17 protein-coding genes are annotated in these 20042 nt (G+C 44.9%); 10 read left to right on the top strand and 7 right to left on the bottom strand.

From position 1 onward, the window contains the following. Positions 1–64: 64 nt before the first annotated feature. Positions 65–952, bottom strand: coding sequence for a carboxylating nicotinate-nucleotide diphosphorylase (nadC, locus tag R7Z78_RS11365; RefSeq protein WP_104975579.1), 888 nt, complete (start codon positions 950–952; stop codon positions 65–67). A gap of 92 nt (positions 953–1044) precedes the next feature. Here nadC and ampD point away from each other — a divergent pair, with 92 nt between their 5' ends. The 5 genes from ampD (at position 1045) to lpdA (ending at position 9087) form a co-directional block, all read left to right on the top strand. After that, entirely contained in the window at positions 1045–1596 is a 552-nt protein-coding gene (gene ampD, locus R7Z78_RS11360; RefSeq protein ID WP_053304127.1) for a 1,6-anhydro-N-acetylmuramyl-L-alanine amidase AmpD, read from the top strand. Between the two features lie 404 nt (positions 1597–2000). Then, positions 2001–2768 carry a pyruvate dehydrogenase complex transcriptional repressor PdhR gene (gene pdhR / locus R7Z78_RS11355; protein WP_005379989.1) on the top strand — a complete coding sequence of 256 codons (768 nt, stop codon included), beginning with the start codon at positions 2001–2003 and terminating at the stop codon, positions 2766–2768. 48 nt (positions 2769–2816) lie between these two features. Continuing rightward, positions 2817–5480, top strand: coding sequence for a pyruvate dehydrogenase (acetyl-transferring), homodimeric type (gene aceE / locus R7Z78_RS11350; protein ID WP_005379990.1), 2664 nt, complete (start codon positions 2817–2819; stop codon positions 5478–5480). Between the two features lie 19 nt (positions 5481–5499). Next, a complete protein-coding gene (gene aceF / locus R7Z78_RS11345; protein WP_005396678.1) occupies positions 5500–7392 on the top strand; it encodes a pyruvate dehydrogenase complex dihydrolipoyllysine-residue acetyltransferase in 1893 nt (630 codons plus the stop codon). Between the two features lie 267 nt (positions 7393–7659). Further along, on the top strand, positions 7660–9087 hold the full coding sequence (gene lpdA, locus R7Z78_RS11340; protein WP_005379993.1) for a dihydrolipoyl dehydrogenase: 1428 nt from the start codon (positions 7660–7662) through the stop codon (positions 9085–9087). Between the two features lie 145 nt (positions 9088–9232). On the opposite strand, the gene opaR is transcribed toward lpdA, so the two are convergent. Next, positions 9233–9847 carry a transcriptional regulator OpaR gene (gene opaR / locus R7Z78_RS11335; protein ID WP_005379994.1) on the bottom strand — a complete coding sequence of 205 codons (615 nt, stop codon included), beginning with the start codon at positions 9845–9847 and terminating at the stop codon, positions 9233–9235. A 319-nt stretch (positions 9848–10166) separates the two neighbouring features. On the opposite strand from opaR, the gene hpt reads away from it, so the two are divergent. Next, on the top strand, positions 10167–10697 hold the full coding sequence (gene hpt, locus R7Z78_RS11330; RefSeq protein WP_005379995.1) for a hypoxanthine phosphoribosyltransferase: 531 nt from the start codon (positions 10167–10169) through the stop codon (positions 10695–10697). A gap of 77 nt (positions 10698–10774) precedes the next feature. Here the strand turns inward: hpt and can are convergent, their stop codons facing one another. Beyond that, positions 10775–11443: a carbonate dehydratase gene (can, locus tag R7Z78_RS11325; protein WP_005379996.1), complete on the bottom strand. Its 669-nt coding sequence runs from the start codon at positions 11441–11443 to the stop codon at positions 10775–10777. 281 nt (positions 11444–11724) lie between these two features. Here can and R7Z78_RS11320 point away from each other — a divergent pair, with 281 nt between their 5' ends. The 4 genes from R7Z78_RS11320 to R7Z78_RS11305 all read left to right on the top strand — a co-directional run bounded on the left by R7Z78_RS11320 (position 11725) and on the right by R7Z78_RS11305 (position 16391). Then, a complete protein-coding gene (locus tag R7Z78_RS11320; RefSeq protein WP_005379997.1) occupies positions 11725–13395 on the top strand; it encodes a SulP family inorganic anion transporter in 1671 nt (556 codons plus the stop codon). A gap of 250 nt (positions 13396–13645) precedes the next feature. Then, the gene (locus R7Z78_RS11315; protein ID WP_005380000.1) at positions 13646–14563 is read left to right on the top strand and encodes an ABC transporter ATP-binding protein; all 918 of its coding nucleotides are present in this window, start codon (positions 13646–13648) and stop codon (positions 14561–14563) included. Then, entirely contained in the window at positions 14564–15334 is a 771-nt protein-coding gene (locus tag R7Z78_RS11310) for an ABC transporter permease (RefSeq protein ID WP_005386598.1), read from the top strand. 127 nt (positions 15335–15461) lie between these two features. Further along, entirely contained in the window at positions 15462–16391 is a 930-nt protein-coding gene (locus R7Z78_RS11305) for a Kdo(2)-lipid IV(A) acyltransferase (RefSeq protein WP_104975578.1), read from the top strand. Between the two features lie 53 nt (positions 16392–16444). On the opposite strand, the gene panC is transcribed toward R7Z78_RS11305, so the two are convergent. The 4 genes from panC to pcnB are packed head-to-tail and all read right to left on the bottom strand — an operon-like array spanning position 16445 to position 20030. Beyond that, a complete protein-coding gene (gene panC, locus R7Z78_RS11300; protein WP_005380005.1) occupies positions 16445–17350 on the bottom strand; it encodes a pantoate--beta-alanine ligase in 906 nt (301 codons plus the stop codon). A gap of 11 nt (positions 17351–17361) precedes the next feature. Beyond that, on the bottom strand, positions 17362–18156 hold the full coding sequence (gene panB / locus R7Z78_RS11295) for a 3-methyl-2-oxobutanoate hydroxymethyltransferase (protein ID WP_005386592.1): 795 nt from the start codon (positions 18154–18156) through the stop codon (positions 17362–17364). A 24-nt stretch (positions 18157–18180) separates the two neighbouring features. Next, complete coding sequence (gene folK, locus R7Z78_RS11290; protein ID WP_104975577.1) at positions 18181–18666, bottom strand: 2-amino-4-hydroxy-6-hydroxymethyldihydropteridine diphosphokinase; 486 nt, start codon at positions 18664–18666, stop codon at positions 18181–18183. Continuing rightward, positions 18663–20030: a polynucleotide adenylyltransferase PcnB gene (gene pcnB, locus R7Z78_RS11285; protein WP_005386589.1), complete on the bottom strand. Its 1368-nt coding sequence runs from the start codon at positions 20028–20030 to the stop codon at positions 18663–18665. The genes folK and pcnB overlap by 4 nt, the downstream gene beginning before the upstream one ends. Positions 20031–20042: the final 12 nt, after the last annotated feature.

Here is a 20042-nt window from a genome sequence, read left to right as displayed (position 1 = left end):
TGAAATGATGAGTTACTCACAACTCACTGAGTTAGTTGAAGTAATTGAGATTGTGTTGCTTTTATTATTTGAAGCGCATCGAAAGATCCATCGCTTTTAGATGCTTAGTCAACGCGCCTACCGAAATGTAATCGACACCTGTTTCTGCGTATTCTGCGATGGTCTCTAGCGTAATGTTACCTGAGTTCTCTAAAGCGGCACGACCTGCGTTAATCGCTACGGCTTCACGCATCATTTCTTTTGTGAAGTTATCGAGCATGATGATGTCGGCACCAGCCTCTATCGCTTGTTTCAACTCTTCTAAGCTTTCTGTTTCTACTTCTACCGGTTTGCCTGGGTTAAGCTCTTTCGCTTTTTGGATGGCTTGAGTGATGCCACCACAAGCAATAATGTGGTTTTCTTTAATGAGGTAAGCGTCGAACACGCCGATGCGATGGTTAAAGCCACCACCACACGTCACGGCGTATTTTAGTGCGCTACGCAGACCAGGAATGGTTTTGCGTGTGTCTAGTAGACGACACTCAGTATGCGCGATTTTTTCAGCGTACTCTGCGGTAACTGTTGCGCAGCCAGACAACGTTTGGATGAAATTCATTGCGTTACGCTCACCAGTCAACAGGTCACGAGCAGGGCCTATCAGCGTGCAAAGGGTTTGGTTAGGTTCGACTTTATCGCCGTCCTTTACGTGCCATTCAATGCTGACCTTGCCACCGAGCTGTTTAAAAACTTCATCAGCCCATGCTTGACCACAGAACACACCATGCTCACGAGTAATAATCGTTGCGGTATTAACCGCATCGGCAGGGATCAAAGATGCAGTAATGTCATTATCTGCGTCGACACTGCCACCTAGATCTTCTTTTAAGGTATCAGCGACAGAGCGAGTGATCTCTAAAGGGAGTTGTTGTTTAAGGTATTCTAGGCGTTCTTGAATGTTGTGTGTGTTCTTCATCGCAAATCTTGTCTTGAAAGGGAGATGGCAACGAATGATACTCTCCGGTGTCAATAATTTCAGCAGTTAATTTGAAAAGTAGAGAGGTTGATATGCGCCCAATTATCGAGAATGGCTGGCTGACACAGGCAAAGCATGTTCCGTCACCATTTTTTGATGCCCGCTCTGATATAAACGACATCTCTCTGCTGGTGGTACACAACATCAGTTTGCCTCCTGGGCAGTTTGGTGGACCATATATAGAGGACTTCTTCACTGGCAAGCTAGACCCAAATGAACATCCATTTTTTGAAGTTATTCACAAAATGGGCGTTTCTGCACATTGCTTGATTAAGAGAAACGGCGAGGTTGTTCAATTTGTTTCTTTTCTCGATAGAGCATGGCATGCCGGTCAATCCAGTTTCGCGGGCAGGGAGCGTTGTAATGACTATTCCATTGGTATCGAGCTTGAAGGGACAGAATTTACTGCCTACACAGATGCGCAATATCAATCACTTGCAGAGATAACTGAGGTGATTATGCAATCTTATCCTCAAATCACCCCGCCACGAATTACCGGTCATCAATATATTGCGCCCTTGAGAAAAAGCGATCCTGGTCTAAGCTTTGATTGGGTGAAATATAGACTGCTTATACAGCGTTGATTTGTAGCGAAAGTGTAAATTCAAAAAAGCGAAATAAATAAGGCATACGATCAGGTATGCCTTTTTTGATACCAGAAATATTAATGATTGTTAAAAGTTAACTACATTTTTACGCTCGCATATGCCGTTTTGGTGAATAAATAGACTGATAATTTTGTCATTTTCTGTATTTCTTTTCCAAAACTGCTAGCACGTCGACTTCCCATTTGTATGCTTTATGTAATTGGTCATACCAATTCTATTGCTGTTTTAACAGTCGATTGTTATCAGAGTGTTGGAAGTAAGCTCGTTCTATGATTTAGGTCAATTTTCGGCTGGACAGTGGCGTTTTAATTATGTTAATTTCTGCACCAACTTAAAATTGGTATTACCAATTACCTGCAAGAGTAGAAGAACAATAAATTATGGCTTATCAAAGGATTCGTCAGCCAAAACTCTCTGATGTTATAGAACAAGAGTTAGAAAGGTTGATAGTGGAAGGAACATTGTCTCCGGGGCAACAACTGCCTCCAGAGCGTGAACTGGCAAAACAGTTCGATGTGTCTCGTCCTTCAGTCCGAGAAGCCATTCAACGCTTGGAAGCGAAGCGTTTGTTGACTCGTCGCCAAGGTGGCGGAACATTCGTAAGTGAGAATATCTGGAAGAGCTTTTCAGATCCCTTGTTGAATTTGTTGTCTAGTCATTCTGAAACCCAGCTTGATGTGCTTGAGTCTCGTCATGCGATGGAAGGAATTTCAGCCTACTTTGCAGCTTTACGTGGTACCGAAGAAGATTTTGCGCGTATTCAAGGTTGCCTTGAGCGCATTAGCCAAGAGCAAGCAAACAACGATATCGAAGCTGAATCTGCGGAAGTAATGCAATTTTTGATCGCTTTGACAGAGGCCGCGCACAACGTGGTTTTGTTGCACATTGTTCGAAGCTTAGCGCCTTTGCTTGAGCAAAATATTCTACAAAATTTTAAATTACTACGTCGCCGCCCAGAAGCGGTCGAGAAAGTCAGTAAACACCGAGCCAATATCGTGGATGCGATTGTTTCTGGTCAGCCTGAAAAGGCGCGAGAAATGTCCCACTCGCACTTGGCTTACATCGAAGAAACATTGTTGGATTTGACTCGAGAAGAGTCTCGACGAGAGCGTTCTCTACGTCGAATTCAGCAGGGTAATGACTCGTAAGAGCGTTACTTAAATAAGTAGATCCAACCAACAGAAGGATAGATCGCCATGTCTGATATGAAGCATGACGTAGATGCACTGGAAACTCAAGAATGGCTACAAGCGCTTGAGTCAGTTGTACGTGAAGAAGGTCTAGAGCGTGCTCAATTCCTATTAGAGCAAGTTCTAGATAAAGCACGTCTAGACGGTGTTGATATGCCAACAGGTATCACAACTAACTACATCAACACGATTCCTGCAGACCAAGAACCAGCATACCCAGGTGACACAACACTTGAGCGTCGTATTCGCTCAATTATTCGTTGGAACGCTATCATGATCGTTCTACGTGCATCTAAGAAAGACCTAGAGCTAGGCGGCCACATGGCGTCTTTCCAGTCTTCTGCTGCGTTCTACGAGACATGTTTCAACCACTTCTTCCGTGCGCCAAACGAGAAGGATGGTGGCGACCTAGTTTACTACCAAGGTCACATTTCACCAGGTATCTACTCACGTGCATTCGTTGAAGGTCGTCTAACTGAAGAGCAGCTAGACAACTTCCGTCAAGAAGTAGACGGAAAAGGTATTCCTTCATACCCGCACCCTAAACTGATGCCTGAATTCTGGCAGTTCCCGACAGTATCGATGGGCCTAGGTCCAATCGCTTCTATCTACCAAGCTCGTTTCCTTAAGTACCTAGAAGGCCGTGGTCTTAAAGATACTTCAGAGCAGCGCGTTTACGCGTTCCTAGGTGACGGTGAGATGGATGAGCCAGAATCACGTGGTGCTATCTCTTTCGCTGCGCGTGAGAAACTAGACAACCTATGTTTCCTAATCAACTGTAACCTACAGCGTCTAGATGGCCCTGTAATGGGTAACGGTAAGATCATTCAAGAACTTGAAGGTCTGTTCAAAGGTGCTGGTTGGAACGTAGTGAAGGTAATCTGGGGTAACAACTGGGATTCACTACTAGCTAAAGATACGACTGGTAAGCTTCTACAGCTTATGAATGAAACGATCGACGGCGACTACCAAACATTCAAATCAAAAGATGGCGCGTACGTACGTGAGCACTTCTTTGGTAAGTACCCAGAGACAGCTGCACTTGTTGCTGACATGACTGATGACGAAATCTTCGCACTTAAGCGTGGTGGTCACGAGTCTTCTAAGCTATACGCGGCATACAAAAACGCGGCAGAAACTAAAGGTCGTCCAACAGTAATCCTAGCTAAGACTGTTAAAGGTTACGGCATGGGTGAAGCGGCTGAAGGTAAGAACATCGCGCACCAAGTTAAGAAGATGGACATGACTCACGTACTACACCTACGTGATCGTCTAGGTCTTCAAGACATCCTAACTGACGAAGCAGTGAAAGAACTTCCGTACCTGAAACTTGAAGAAGGTTCAAAAGAGTACGAATACCTACACGCTCGTCGTAAAGCGCTACACGGCTACACGCCACAGCGTCTACCAAAATTCACTCAAGAATTCATCGTTCCTGAGCTAGAAGAATTCAAGCCACTACTAGAAGAACAGAAGCGTGATATCTCTTCTACTATGGCATTCGTACGTGCACTAAACGTTCTACTTAAGAACAAGAACATTGGTAAGAACATCGTTCCTATCATTGCTGACGAAGCACGTACATTCGGTATGGAAGGTCTGTTCCGTCAAATCGGTATCTACAACCCGCACGGCCAAACATACACACCAGAAGACCGTGGCGTTGTTTCTTACTACAAAGAAGCGACTTCAGGTCAGGTTCTACAAGAAGGTATCAACGAGCTAGGTGCTATGTCTTCATGGGTTGCTGCTGCGACTTCATACTCGACAAACGACCTACCAATGATTCCGTTCTACATCTACTACTCAATGTTCGGCTTCCAACGTGTTGGCGACATGGCGTGGATGGCTGGTGACCAACAAGCACGTGGTTTCCTACTAGGTGCAACTGCGGGTCGTACAACGTTGAACGGTGAAGGTCTACAGCACGAAGACGGCCACTCGCACATTTTGGCGGGTACGGTTCCTAACTGTATTTCTTACGACCCAACGTTCGCGTACGAAGTAGCAGTAATCATGCAAGACGGTATCCGTCGCATGTACGGTCCAGAACAAGAAAACGTGTTCTACTACCTAACGCTAATGAACGAAAACTACGCAATGCCAGCAATGCCAGAAGGCGCTGAAGAAGGCATCCGTAAAGGTATCTACAAGCTAGAAACTTACACGGGCGACAAAGCGAAAGTTCAGCTAATGAGCTCTGGTACTATCATGAATGAAGTACGTAAAGCAGCTCAAATCCTAAGCGAAGATTACGGTGTTGCTTCTGATGTTTACTCTGTAACGTCATTCAACGAACTAACTCGCGATGGCCAAGATGCAGAGCGTTTCAACATGCTTCACCCAGAAGCGGAAGCGAAAGTACCTTACATCCAAACAGTAATGGGTACTGAACCTGCTATCGCAGCAACTGACTACATGAAGAACTACGCAGAGCAGGTTCGTGCATACATTCCTGCTGAGTCTTTCAAAGTTCTTGGTACTGATGGCTTCGGTCGTTCAGACAGCCGTGAAAACCTACGTCGTCACTTCGAAGTGAACGCAGGTTACGTAGTAGTAGCAGCGCTAACTGAACTAGCGAAACGTGGCGAAGTTGATAAATCTGTAGTTGCAGAAGCAATTAAGAAATTCGACATCGACACAGAGAAAACAAACCCGCTATACGCTTAATTAAGAAGGTAGATAAGAAATGGCAATCGAAATTAATGTACCAGACATCGGTGCGGATGAGGTTGAAGTTACTGAGATTCTTGTAAGCGTTGGCGACAAGGTTGAAGAAGAGCAGTCTCTGATCACAGTTGAAGGCGATAAAGCTTCTATGGAAGTTCCTGCTTCTCAAGCGGGTATCGTTAAAGAAATCAAAGTTGCAGAAGGCGACAAGGTTTCTACTGGTTCTCTAATCATGATTTTCGAAGCCGAGGGTGCAGCTGACGCTGCACCTGCTCCTGCGGCAGAAGCAGCTCCAGCAGCAGCTCCAGCTCCAGCAGCAGCGGCAGAACTAAAAGAAGTTCACGTACCAGACATCGGTGGTGATGAAGTAGAAGTTACTGAAATCATGGTTGCCGTTGGCGACAGCATCGAAGAAGAGCAATCTCTTCTAACTGTTGAAGGCGACAAAGCTTCTATGGAAGTTCCAGCGCCATTCGCAGGTACTCTAAAAGAGATCAAAGTTGCAGCAGGCGATAAAGTATCGACTGGCTCACTTATCATGGTATTCGAAACAGCAGGTTCAGGCGCTCCAGCAGCACCAGCGGCAGCTGAAGCTCCTGCGGCAGCAGCTCCAGCAGCGTCTGCGGCAAAAGAAGTGAACGTTCCAGATATCGGCGGCGACGAAGTTGAAGTTACTGAGATCATGGTTGCGGTTGGCGACACAGTGGAAGAAGAGCAATCTCTAATCACTGTTGAAGGTGACAAAGCTTCTATGGAAGTTCCTGCACCATTCGCTGGCACAGTTAAAGAAATCAAGATTGCAGCTGGCGACAAAGTGTCTACTGGCTCACTAATCATGGTATTCGAAGTGGCGGGCGCAGCACCTGCTCCTGCAGCAGCTCCAGCTCAAGCGGCAGCACCTGCAGCTCCAGCTCCTAAAGCAGAAGCTCCAGCAGCAGCAGCTCCAGCAGCGACTGGCGATTTCAAAGAAAACGATGAGTACGCTCACGCGTCTCCAGTTGTTCGTCGTCTAGCGCGTGAATTTGGCGTTAATCTTTCTAAGGTTAAAGGTTCTGGTCGTAAGAGCCGTATCCTAAAAGAAGACGTTCAAGCTTACGTGAAAGATGCACTTAAGCGTCTTGAGTCTGGCGCAGGTGCAGCAGCATCTGGCAAAGGCGACGGCGCGGCTCTTGGTCTACTACCATGGCCAAAAGTGGACTTCAGCAAGTTTGGTGAGACAGAAGTTCAACCGCTATCTCGCATTAAGAAGATCTCTGGCGCAAACCTACACCGTAACTGGGTAATGATCCCGCACGTTACACAGTGGGATAACGCAGACATCACGGCTCTTGAAGCATTCCGTAAAGAGCAAAACGCGATTGAAGCGAAGAAAGACACTGGCATGAAGATCACACCACTTGTGTTCATCATGAAAGCGGTAGCTAAAGCGCTTGAAGCGTTCCCAGCGTTCAACTCTTCTCTATCAGAAGACGGTGAGAGCCTAATTCTGAAGAAATACGTGAATGTTGGTATCGCGGTAGATACACCAAACGGTCTAGTTGTTCCTGTATTTAAAGACGTGAACAAGAAAGGCATCTACGAGCTATCTGAAGAGCTAATGGCGGTTTCTAAGAAAGCACGTGCTGGTAAGCTAACTGCGGCTGACATGCAAGGTGGCTGTTTCACTATCTCTAGCCTAGGCGGTATCGGCGGTACAGCGTTTACTCCAATCGTAAACGCACCCGAAGTTGGTATCCTAGGTGTGTCTAAGTCAGAAATGAAACCGGTATGGAACGGTAAAGAGTTCGAACCGCGTCTACAACTTCCACTGTCTCTATCATACGACCACCGTGTGATCGATGGTGCTGAAGGTGCGCGCTTCATCACTTACCTAAACTCATGTCTATCTGACATTCGTCGTCTAGTTCTGTAATAGAAATTAGATGAATGAGAGGCGGCAACTTAGCCGCCTCTGCTAATCATAATTACCGACAATTTGGTTATCAGCCTTGCTTCGTTCAGGGTTTTCACAATCGAATTGTTGTCTAGCTCACAGGCTAAATTGATTTACTTTTCACACCATTAACATCTCTGTAAACTGTTAGCGGTCTGAAAATAACTGTTTAAAACAAATCTCTCTTAAACATAAAAAATCGATACCCACTCAGCCTGTTAGGGATAATGACTACAAGAGGTCAAAATGAGCAAAGAAATTAAAGCCCAAGTTGTTGTACTTGGTTCTGGTCCTGCTGGTTACTCCGCTGCATTCCGTTGTGCGGACTTAGGTCTTGAAACTGTACTAGTTGAACGTTACAGCACGCTTGGCGGTGTATGTCTGAACGTGGGTTGTATCCCATCTAAAGCACTGCTTCACGTTTCTAAAGTAATTGAAGAAGCGAAAGCGATGGCTGACCACGGCGTTGTGTTCGGTGAGCCTCAAACAGACATCAGCAAAATCCGCATCTGGAAAGAAAAAGTTGTTAACCAACTAACTGGCGGCCTAAGCGGTATGGCTAAGATGCGTAACGTAACAGTAGTTAACGGTTACGGTAAGTTCACTGGCCCTAACTCTATCCTTGTAGAAGGCGAAGGTGAGCCAACAGTTGTTAACTTTGACAACGCAATCGTTGCGGCTGGTTCTCGTCCAATCAAACTGCCATTTATCCCGCATGAAGACCCACGTATTTGGGACTCTACTGACGCTCTTGAACTAAAAGAAGTGCCAGAAAAACTGCTTATCATGGGCGGTGGTATCATCGGTCTAGAAATGGGTACGGTTTACCACTCTCTAGGTTCTAAAGTTGAAGTTGTTGAAATGTTTGACCAGGTAATTCCTGCAGCAGACAAAGATATCGTGAAAGTATTTACTAAGCGTATCAAAGACAAGTTCAAGCTAATGCTAGAAACGAAAGTAACAGCAGTTGAAGCAAAAGAAGACGGTATCTACGTTTCAATGGAAGGCAAGAAAGCGCCAGCTGAAGCTGAGCGTTACGATGCGGTTCTAGTTGCTATCGGTCGTGTACCAAATGGTAAGCTAATCGACGGTGAAAAAGCGGGTCTAGAAATTGACGAGCGCGGCTTCATCAACGTTGATAAGCAAATGCGTACTAACGTTCCTCACATCTTCGCGATCGGTGATATCGTTGGTCAACCAATGCTTGCTCACAAAGGTGTGCATGAAGGTCACGTAGCTGCTGAAGTTATCTCTGGTAAGAAGCACTACTTCGACCCTAAAGTTATCCCTTCAATTGCGTACACTGAGCCAGAAGTGGCTTGGGTTGGTAAGACTGAAAAAGAAGCGAAAGAAGAAGGCATCAAGTACGAAGTAGCAACATTCCCATGGGCAGCATCAGGTCGTGCAATCGCATCTGACTGTGCAGACGGTATGACTAAGCTAATCTTCGACAAAGAAACTCACCGCGTAATCGGTGGTGCTATTGTTGGTACTAACGGTGGTGAACTACTTGGTGAAATCGGCCTTGCAATTGAGATGGGCTGTGATGCAGAAGATATCGCTCTGACTATCCACGCTCACCCAACTCTACACGAGTCTGTAGGTCTAGCTGCTGAAGTATTTGAAGGTTCAATCACTGACCTTCCAAACAAAAAAGCAGTTAAGAAGAAGTAAGCTTTTTCTGACTGAATGATAGAAGCCGCTGCATTGCAGCGGTTTTTTTATGCTTGTTACATAGGAATATAAATGTGTGCTTAGCTGACAGCAGACAATAAAAAGCCCACCAAACGGTGGGCTGACATATATTACTAGTTAAGCTTTAGTGTTCACGGTTGTAAATGCAAAGCATATCTAAGTATGAATTCACTAGATGTTTCAGTTCCGCTTCACCTTTAGCGCGGTTCGCTTGGACAAACAGTGAGTAACAAATACCGTGGAAAAGGTTTGCCAAGTGTTCTGAATCGTGCTGGTCACACACCTCACCGCGTTCAATTGCTTTAATGAACATGTTTTGTACCAGCAACTGGTTAGTACGGTTAGTTGAAACAAACAATGGCCATACTTCATCACGTGTTGAAGCACTCCACTCGAACCATACTTTTAGCCAGTGACAGTCTTGGCTGACAAGCTCGATCATCGCATTAGTAATATTGGCGATGTTTTCACGTGCATGTAAGTCTAGGTCTATGTTATCCGATAGGAAGTTTGAGAACTGACGTACGACGTGATTGAGAACTTCATCCACCAAGTCTTCGCGTGTAGGGAAGTAGTTAAAAACAGTCGCCACAGAAACTTGAGCAATTTCTGCGATATCTGCGTGACCACCACGACCGATGCCGCGGCGCGCAAATACTTCCAATGCGATTTCCATTAACTGTTGCTTACGCTTAATTGGAGAAAGCCTAGTTCTAGGTCTCTTTGCAATTGAGTCCATATCCATTTTCCTTGCCATTTGAGTTGATATTGGGGGTAACCCCCTAATTGATTATTTTAATAGTTGCTTAAAGCAGTGATGAGTGTAATGGTGCATATGCACAAGGTCAACATCTGTAGAACAATTTATATACAGTAATGTCATTATTATTGATAAATTTAGCTATGAACTTTATAAAACTAAGACCTTCTTCCAAGATTTTTTGGCAACAGGATGCGACTTTCAACCCAATGAACGTGGTGATACACTACACGCCGTAAGATTAGGTGATCGTTTGCGTGCGACTTACCTCAACCCACAAATTTAGATTGAGCACAGTATGAAACATACAATAGAAGTCATGATTTCTGAGCAAGAAGTTCAGGAGCGAGTTCGTGAATTAGGCAAACAAATTACAGAGCGTTATCAAGGTAGTGAAGATCTTGTGTTGGTAGGCTTATTGCGTGGCTCATTTGTATTTATGGCAGACTTGGCACGTGCTATCGAACTGACTCACCAAGTTGATTTTATGACTGCGTCAAGCTACGGCAATACGATGGAAAGCTCACGTGACGTTCGTATCTTGAAAGATTTGGATGATGACATCAAAGGTAAAGACATTCTGCTTGTTGAAGACATCATTGACACTGGTAACACACTAAATAAAATCCGTGAGATTCTTTCGCTACGTGAGCCGAAGTCTATCGCTATTTGTACGCTCCTAGATAAGCCATCTCGTCGTGAAGTGAATGTTCCTGTGGATTGGATTGGTTTCGAAATTCCAGATGAGTTTGTCGTTGGGGTGGGTATTGATTACGCGCAGAAATACCGCCACTTACCATACATCGGTAAAGTTGTACCTCAAGAATAATTATTGAGTTCAGCATTAAAAATATAAAAAAACGCCCATCTAAGATGGGCGTTTTTCGTTCAACTTTTAGATATGACTTAGCGACAAAGGAGCTTGTTGTCTGTATTTAGAATCGTCGAAAGAGCTTTCTGGTAAGACGCTTCTACGGTTTCCTTAGAGTTAGAACGAATGCCTAAGTACTCTAAGCGACCATCTTCAATTCCGTATACCACACCATGAATTTCAACATCTTGCCCACGCTCCCAAGCGTTTTGCAGGATGGTTGAGTTACCCAAGTTGTACACTTGCTCTGCAACATTAAGCTCGCCTAGTTTATCCGCTCGATCTTGTTGCGGCATTTGATCTAGGTAAGTGCGGTGTTTGAAATAGATATCTCTGATATGTAACAGCCAATTATTAATAAGACCTAGCTTAGGGTTATCAATGGCTGCGTTTACGCCACCACATCCATAGTGTCCACAGACAATGATGTGTTTAACCTTAAGCACATCTACGGCGTACTGGACGACAGATAGACAGTTGAGATCAGTATGGATAACTTGGTTTGCAACATTCCGATGAACAAAGAGTTCACCTGAGTATAGCCCGGTTAGTCGCTCGGCAGGAACGCGGCTATCAGAGCAGCCAATCCAAAGAAAATCAGGCTTTTGCCCCTCAGCGAGTTTTGCGAAGTATTCAGGTCGATCAGATTTGATCTCTTGAGACCATTTCGAATTGTTTTCAAATAACTGTTTTATTTCCGGCATTTTGCAAACTACTTCCCTTAAAAGACAAAATCGCTGCCGCTGTTTGTGTGCACATGCAAGCGATCAGTGTTGTAACTATACACAATGTTACAATTTCGATCTCGTTAAATATTCGTCAGATAGGACTCATCTGACTAGTTTTCATTAAGAAAAAAGTAAAATCTGGTGAAACTATTTGTGGTGTGAATTTAGCCTTAATCTATTTATGGTTTAAATTTTCGCCTAGCTCGTTAAAGTAGTGATATTTTACTTTTTAAAATTGAATGCAGGGAAAATCAGCAGTGTTCGGTAGTCGTTTTGAAGATATCAATTTCAAAGGGGATGTATTTGGCGGGGTAACCACAGCGATTATCTCTCTCCCTCTGGCGTTAGCGTTTGGTGTTGCATCCGGAGCCGGTGCTGAGGCCGGCCTTTGGGGGGCAATAATGGTCGGTTTGTTTGCCTCGTTATTTGGAGGTTCTAATACGTTAATATCAGAACCGACAGGGCCAATGACGGTAATCATGACCGCAGTATTAACCAGTATGATGGCGAAATACCCAGAAACGGGCATGGCTATGACTTTCACGGTTGTCATGATGGCTGGCGCGTTCCAAATCCTATTGGGGACGTTAAAACTGGGTAAATACGTTACCTTGATGCCTTACAGCGTTATTTCCGGGTTTATGTCTGGCATTGGTGTGATTCTTATCATTCTGCAGTTATCGCCTTTGATGGGGCATGCCGCGCCTTCAGGGGGAGTACTCGGAACGTTATCTGCTTTGCCGGAGACCATTTCTAACCTTAAGTTCAGTGAGTTGTTTTTGGGACTACTGACTTTGGGGATTCTTTTTTTCTTCCCTAAGCAATATCGTAAATACGTTCCTGCACAGCTCGTGGCATTGGTCGCGGTGACTTTATTGTCTGTGATTCTCTTTGATACAGAAGATATTCGTCGTATCGGTGAAATTCCTGCTGGGTTACCTTCTCTCGTCGCCCCTTATATTGACACAGATATGTTTGTCGAGATGGTCATTGATGCATTAGTGCTCGGCACATTAGGTTGTATTGATACTTTGTTAACGGCGGTTATCGGTGACTCATTAACTCGTAAAGAACACGACTCAGATAAAGAGCTGCGAGGTCAAGGGTTAGCTAACATGATCTCAGGCTTGTTTGGTGCGCTGCCAGGGGCGGGGGCTACCATGGGGACGGTAACGAATATCCAAGTTGGGGCTCGTTCGCCATTATCTGGTGTGATTCGTGCACTAATGTTGGCGTTGGTTGTACTGGTTGCTGGCGGGTTAACAGAGCCAATCCCGATGGCTGTGTTAGCAGGCATTGCGGTGTATGTTGGCTTTAACATCCTAGACTGGAGCTTTATTCAGAGGGCACATAAGGTAAGCTTTTCCGGAATGGCGGTGATGTATGGCGTTATGTTGCTTACAGTATTCGTTGATCTTATCGTTGCGGTGGGTTTAGGCGTCTTTATCTCGAACATTATCATCATCGAGCGTTTGAGCCGAGAGCAGGCGCGACAAGTAAAAGCGATCAGTGACGCGGATGAAGATGATGTGCCGCTGACTGACAGCGAGCGTGGTTTGTTGGATCGTGCTAATGGTAAAGTGCTGTTCTTTTATCTTTCCGGTCCGATGATCTTTAGTGTTTCTAAAGCCATTTCACGTCAGCACTCTAGTATTTCGGACTATGACGTGATGATTCTCGATCTTACGGATGTACCAATGATTGATGTGACCGTCGGTTTGGCGTTAGAGAATGCGATTAAGGATGCTCTCGATGCCAATTGTGCCGTGTATTTATTATGCCCGAATGAGCGAACACGAGAACAGCTAGAGAAATTCCATGTGATTGACCTTGTCCCGGATGAAAATATGTACCAATTCCGTTACGAAGCATTGAATGCGGCGGTGGCACATGTTGAGGCAGATCAGTATCAGCGCATAACGGCGTAATCATTCTGACAGTTAAAAACGCAACAGTGTCCTGTTGCGTTTTTTTATGCTCTATTTTGTCTTACTTAGAGATAACCTTTACGAGGTAAGGGTTATATTTCCAATATTATCGAAAGGTTTATTTGTAATCATCGTTATTCAACGATAAACTGATGGACCTCCAATACGATACCCAAGGCGATTTTGTAGTAAACCGCTGCTAAATATGAGTCGGTATTAGTAATCACAAACAAACGGCAATCAAGACCTTATGTACGCATTAGAAATTGAACAACTGCGCAAGACGTATGCAGGTGGCTTTGAGGCGTTAAAAGGTATAAGTCTCCAAGTGAAAAAGGGTGACTTCTACGCGCTTCTGGGTCCCAATGGTGCAGGAAAATCGACCACGATTGGCATCATTTCCTCCTTAGTGAATAAAACCTCCGGAACGACGAAAGTTTTCGGTTATGACATTGATACCGACCTCGAATTGGCCAAGCAGAATTTAGGCTTGGTGCCACAGGAGTTCAACTTCAACCAGTTTGAAACCGTTGAGCAAATTGTGATGCAGCAAGCTGGCTATTACGGTGTGTCTAAAGTATTAGCCAAAGAAAGAGCAGAAAAATACCTGAAAAAATTGGATTTATGGGAAAAACGCCAAGAGCGTGCTCGTAACCTATCCGGTGGGATGAAGCGTCGTTTAATGATCGCAAGAGCTTTGATGCACGAGCCGCAATTACTCATTTTAGATGAACCAACGGCTGGAGTGGATATTGAACTACGCCGCTCAATGTGGGGGTTTCTGAAAGAGATCAACCAAGAGCAAGGAATTACGATTATTTTAACGACACACTACCTAGAAGAAGCGGAGATGCTGTGTCGAAATATCGGCATTATTAATCGTGGTGAGCTGATTGAAAATACCACCATGAAGGCGTTACTAGGTAAGCTAAGCGTCGAGACATTTATCTTGGATATTGAGTCAGAAGTCGAGGTGCCTGAGCTTGAAGGTGTTAATCGACAAAGTATTGTTGATGGCTCTTTAGAGATAGAACTAGATAAGAGCCAAGGATTGAATTCGGTATTCAGTCAGTTAACAGAGCATGGCATTAAAGTTCTCTCAATGCGTAACAAAGCCAACCGACTTGAAGAGTTGTTTGTCAGCATTGTAAGAGAGGGGAGTAATTAAATGTACGGTTTATATTGGACGGCATTTCGCAGCTTGCTGAGCAAAGAAGTTACTCGTTTTACACGTATTTGGGTGCAAACCTTAGTGCCGCCAGCCATTACGATGACGTTGTACTTCATCATTTTCGGCAATCTTATTGGCTCTCGAATTGGTGAGATGAGCGGCTTTAGTTACATGGAGTACATTGTTCCAGGTTTGATCATGATGTCGGTGATCACTAACTCATACTCGAACGTGGCGTCGTCATTCTTTAGTGCAAAGCTACAGAAGAATATTGAAGAACTGCTGGTGGCACCGGTACCAAACTATGTGATTATTGCTGGCTATGTGATGGGCGGCGTGACTCGAGGTTTGTTGGTCGGTGCAATTGTTACTTGTGTGTCACTTTTGTTCGTTGATTTGCAAGTGGAGCACTGGGGCATTATTGTCGCGACTGTCTTCATGACGTCGGTTGTATTTGCTCTCGGTGGCTTGATCAATGCGGTTTACGCAAAAACGTTTGATGATATTTCGATCATCCCTACGTTTGTATTGACTCCTTTAACTTACTTGGGAGGAGTCTTTTATTCGATCAGTCTGCTGCCTGAATTTTGGCAAGGCGTTTCTAAGATCAACCCAATCGTCTACATGGTGAATGCGTTCCGCTACGGCTTTTTAGGTGTCTCGGATGTGGGCATTGTCACTTCATTTAGTGTACTTGCAGTGTTTGTTGTTGCACTGTATGCCATTGCGCATTATCTAGTAACCAAAGGGATTGGGCTAAGAAGCTAAGCCATTCTCATAAAGCAAAGAGCGGCGATTCACGCTGCTCTTTCGCGTGCATAACAATACATACCCATACAATTTTTCGGTTTTTATCATGGTAGGTTTCAATCATTTGTAATAAATGAGTGATCCTATGAATATTGTCCCGCCGCCGCCTTTCTCCTATCAGTTACTTAAGCCCAAATATTGGTCTGTATGGCTGGCATTTGGATCTTTAGCGATTCTTGTTAATGTACTGCCATACGTAGTATTGCGAATCTTAGGTAGAAGCATCGGCTGTATTGCGATGCATGTAATGAAGCGCCGACACAAGATCGCTCTGCGTAATCTCCAGCTGTGTTTCCCTGATTTTACGGATTGGCAATGTAAGGACGTAGTACGAAAAAACTTTCAATATACTGGAATGGCTATCATCGAAACCGGTATCGCTTGGTTTTGGCCAGATTGGCGGATACGTCGGATAACCTCTATTGTTGGAAAAGATCGTTTACTCGCTGAGGAAAATAATGGACGTGGTGTGTTGGTGGTGTGCAGTCACCATTTAAACTTGGAGATAACCGCTCGTATTTTTAGCCAGTTTGCCCAAGGTTATGGCGTTTATCGCCCAAATTCGAATCCTGCTTATGAGTTTATTCAACATCGAGGTCGAACTCGTTTTGGACATCAAATGATAGATCGAAAAGACGTGAAATCAATGCTCAAAGTTCTGAAGAATGGTCATCGACTTTGGTATTTGCCCGACCATGATTATGGCGTTAGCCATTCTGTTTTTGCGCCGTTTTTTGCTGTTGAACAAGCGGCGAGTACCGTCGGGTCTAGTGTTCTCATTGATGCAACAAAGTGCGCGGTTATATCTGGCGTTACAGTGAGTAAAAATCACCATTACACGCTGTACATTGGAAAAGACATTAGCGAGCGTTTCGAGAGACGTAATGCGGTTAAAGCGGCAAGCATCTTGAACCAAGAGCTTGAGAAAATGATAAAACGTGATATTCCAGCGTGGATGTGGCTGCACAAGCGGTTTAAAACTCGCCCTGAAGGGTTAGATTGCGTCTATACGTAGAGTATAAAAAAGGTCGACTAAGAGTCGACCTTTTTACTTTTATGACTCAGAGCTTACTCTGCGCTCTCTGAGTTTGTATTGTTAGATTCAGCTTCTTCCTTCGCTTCGACAACCATATCTACCGTTTGGTTATCGATAAGACGAGCTTTGCCTAGGAACGCAGACATCAGAATGACAGCTTGTGTCGTTTCTGGTGTGATCACTTGTAATGTACGAGCATCACGAATGAAGATCTCATCAGGGTGCAGACCTGCAGCTCGAAGTTGGTCGCTTGCATCTTCGATGATCGATGCGTAGTCATCGCGGCCACCGCGAATGGCACTACTGATCCAACGCATTGTACGAGCAAGTACAGGAGCACGTTGACGCTCGTCCAGCGTAAGCAAGCCATTGCGTGAACTCATTGCTAAACCGTCCATTTCACGTACGGTTGGTACACCGATGATTTCAATGTCCATTGCTAGGTCATCAACCATCTTGCGGATAACCGCAAGTTGTTGGAAGTCCTTCTCGCCGAAGCACGCGACATCCGGTTGTACGATGTTAAACAGCTTATTCACAATCGTCGTCACGCCACGGAAATGACCTGGTCGAGACGCGCCTTCGAGAATTGTTGATAGGCCAGGGACATCGACGAAGGTTTGCTTATCCAGACCTTCTGGGTAGATAACTTCTGGTGTTGGCGTAAATACCACATCGACCCCTTCAGAGGTTAACTTGCTTAAGTCTTCCTCTAGCGTGCGTGGGTAATTATTTAAATCGTCTGCACGATCAAACTGCATCGGATTAACAAAGATGCTTACGACAACGATATCAGCGTATTCGCGTGCTTTACGCACTAAAGTTAAGTGGCCTTCGTGAAGGTTGCCCATGGTAGGGACAAACGCCACTTTACGACCTTCACGTTTAAAGGTTTTAAGGTGTTCACGAACTGCTGAGATTTCCGCAAAAGTTTGCATGCATTTATCCTCTAGGCAATGGTATGAGCGTCGTCTGGGAATACACCGTTGGCTACATCTTCAATGTATTTAGTAACGGCTTTGCGCATATCACCTGTTTCAGCAAGAAAGTTTTTGGAGAATTTCGGCATGTAGTTGGCAGAAATACCAAACATATCATGCATTACGAGAATTTGACCATCTGTTACGTTACCTGCACCAATACCGATAACAGGAACGTCAAGCACTTGCGTAATACGTTCAGCAAGCTCAGCTGGTACGCATTCTAGTAAGACGATTTGAGCGCCTGCTTCTTGCAGCGCTAATGCGTCTTTTACCATGCGGTCTGCTTTTTCTTGATCGCGACCTTGGATTTTGTAACCACCAAAAATATTAACAGCTTGAGGAGTTAAACCAAGATGAGCACAAACTGGAACTGATCGTTCAGTGAGCATTTTCACCGTGTCGACAAGCCAGTCACCACCTTCAATTTTTACCATATTGGCACCAGCACGCATCAGTTTAGCCGCATTTTCGCAAGCTTGCTCTGGCGTGGTGTAGCTCATGAATGGCATGTCTGCCATCAACAAACAATTTGGGCTACCAGCGCGTACGCAACGAGTATGGTAAGCGATATCATCGACCGTTACTGGCAGAGTATCGTTGTGACCTTGCAAAACCATACCTAGAGAATCACCAACAAGAAGTACTGGCATTTCTTGGCTTTCAAACAGTTGGGCAAAGCTCGCATCATAAGCGGTTGAAGTAGCAAATTTACGACCTTCTTGCTTCCACTTGATTAGGTCGTTGATGGTCATTTTTTTCATGGTTTTATCCTTACTAGGAGTTGGCTATGACTGCCAGATACTGAGGCCGTTTCTATCTACTTGTTCCAGTAGTTTAGAGACCTCGGTCCCATCAGGGAGTTGTAAACTTGGTGCAATTTCCGCAAGAGGGTAGAGTACGAATTCACGCTCTTTCATTCCATAATGAGGAACGATCAGCCTCTCGGAATTAATCACCTCATTGCCATAAAGCACAATGTCGAGGTCCAAGGTTCTTGGTCCCCAGCGTTCGTCTTTACGGACACGCCCTTGTTCTTGCTCTATAGCTTGTGTGCAATTGAGCAATTCAATAGGCGTCAAACTGGTGTTAATAGACACAACCGCATTGATGTAATCCGGTTGGTGTTGTGGCCCCATTGGCGTGCTGCTGTATAGCGAAGAAGCTTGAACAAACTCTGATTTAGGCAGCGTTTTTAATGCTTCAATCGCTTGCTTCGCTTGGCTGACAGGATCAGCCAAGTTACTGCCTACCGCAATGTACGCTGTAATCATGATTTGGGCTTACTCTTTTTCTTGCGATAAGTTTTACGGCGGCGCTGGCCTGTTTTCGGTGATTGACCGTCTAAGTCGGCAGCCATTGCTTGACGCATTTCTCGGCCTGCATTTTGAAAAGTTTCCCACCACTTGGCAAGCTTCTGAGTGTCACCACCTTCAATTTCACCGCGCATTTCAAGAAAATCAAAGCCAGCTCTAAATTTATTGAGCTCCATAAGACGGAATGCACGTTTACCGTTACGTCGTGGAAGACGAAGCTGTAACTGCCAAATCTCGCGAATGGTTGCGGTGTGGCGTCTTGGAATGGCAATTGTGCGAACTTGCTCGTCAAGAATGATGTTGCTCGCTTCCATAATGGCGTCGTAATGGCCTAAGTTGCGCTCTTCCATCAGTTCATCGGCTTTCGCACACAGTGGGTACCACAGCATTGCAGCAAACATAAATGCTGGATTGATGCGTTTCCCATCTTCGATGCGCATGTCGGTAGAATCTAGGACAAGATCCAACATCTGCTCAGTGTGAGAGGAGTAATCTTCTGTAAAGTGCGCTGCAATCGTCGGGAATAGTTGCTGGAATAGGTTGTACTCACGCAGTAGGTGGTAGGTTTCTAAGCCATGACCGGATTGCAATAATTTGAGTGACTCTTCAAAAAGACGCGCTGACGGAATGTCACCGAGCAACGGTGCCATGTGTTCGATTGGCGCTGCGGTGTCTTCTTCAATATCAAAGTCTAGTTTTACCGCGAAACGAACCGCACGCAGCATGCGCACAGGGTCTTCACGGTAGCGTGTTTCTGGATCACCAATCAGTCGAATTAGGCGATCTTCTAAATCTTCAATACCACGTGCGTAGTCGTGAATCGAGTAATCTGCGATGTTGTAGTACATCGAGTTAATCGTGAAATCACGGCGCTCAGCATCTTCATCGATGGTGCCGTAGACGTTGTCACGCAGCAGCATACCCTCTTTTGATTGCTGAGAAATGCTCTTATTCTTTTGCTCTTGGTGGTGACCACGGAATGTCGCAACCTCAATGATGTCTCGGCCAAACATAATATGAGCCAAGCGGAAGCGGCGACCAATCAAACGGCAGTTACGAAATAGCTGTTTGATCTGTTCCGGAGTTGCGTTGGTCGCAATGTCAAAATCTTTTGGTTTTTGTCCAAGCAGTAAGTCTCGAACCCCGCCACCCACAAGAAAAGCATCGAAACCAGCACCATTTAGGCGGTACAGTACCTTCAGCGCATTATCACTGATCTGCTTACGCGAAATGTTGTGCTCTTCACGAGTTATTACATTGAGAGCGAGCTCTGGAATTGTGGCAGGTTCGCTTGGTGTATAGTCGTTTGTATTCATGTGCATCTGGCAATAACT

Source organism: Vibrio sp. 1167, from assembly GCF_033340375.1.
GTDB classification, from domain to species: Bacteria; Pseudomonadota; Gammaproteobacteria; order Enterobacterales; family Vibrionaceae; genus Vibrio; species Vibrio alginolyticus.
This window is presented reverse-complemented; position numbering and strand designations above follow the sequence as displayed.